This is a genomic window from Cereibacter sediminicola, assembly GCF_007668225.1.
GTDB lineage: Bacteria > Pseudomonadota > Alphaproteobacteria > Rhodobacterales > Rhodobacteraceae > Cereibacter_A > Cereibacter_A azotoformans.
This window is the reverse complement of record NZ_VDEK01000120.1, coordinates 1-735: the sequence shown is the minus strand read 5'-3', so window position 1 is coordinate 735 and position 735 is coordinate 1. Positions and strand designations below refer to the sequence as shown.

At 68.4% G+C, this 735-nt stretch carries 1 protein-coding gene; it reads right to left on the bottom strand.

Annotation, left to right across the window (positions count from 1 at the left end; genetic code table 11):
• Positions 1 to 177 precede the first annotated feature (177 nt).
• Positions 178 to 735 (bottom strand): amino acid ABC transporter ATP-binding protein (locus FG154_RS20620; protein ID WP_145112025.1); only part of this gene is annotated, 558 nt, incomplete at its 5' end.

Sequence of the window (735 nt, the reverse complement as noted above, 5' to 3'; positions counted from 1 at the left end):
ACGGTGCCGTCGGCGGCGACGGCGGTGAAGGGCGGCTCGTTCGCGATGGCGATGCGGGCGAAGCCCTGTTCGCGCAGGCTGTCGAGCGTGTCGGCCACGGCCGCAGGGGGTGCGGCAAGCAGTGCGAGCGTCAGAAGCGTCTTCTTCATCGGGTCTCTCTCTGTTGGAGGGTGAGGGTCAGACGCGGTGCCCTGCGGCGATGATCTTGCGCAGGAAGGATTGGGTGCGTTCGTGCGTCGGACGGGTGAAGATCTGGTCGGGCGGGCCCTGCTCGACGATGCGGCCGCGGTCGAAGAACAGCACGCGGTCGGCGAACTCGTGGGCGAAGCCCATCTCGTGGGTGACGAGAAGCATGGTCATGTCGGTCTCGGCAGCGAGGCGCTTCATCACCAGCAGCACCTCCTCGACCAGTTCGGGGTCGAGGGCGCTCGTGACCTCGTCGAACAGCATGATGCGCGGCTGCAGCGCCAGCGCGCGGGCAATCGCCACGCGCTGCTTCTGGCCACCCGACAGTTGCGAGGGCATGGCGCGGGCCTTGTCGGCCAGCCCCACCATCTCGAGCAGGTCCATCGCCCGCCGCTCGGCCGCGGCCCGCGGCTCGCCCTTGGTCAGGATCGGCGCCAGCGTGATGTTGTCCAGCACGCACTTGTGCGGAAACAGGTTGAAGTGCTGGAACACCATGCCGATGTGGCGGCGCATGTGGTGCAGGTGCGCCTCATCCGCCGGCCGCTCGAC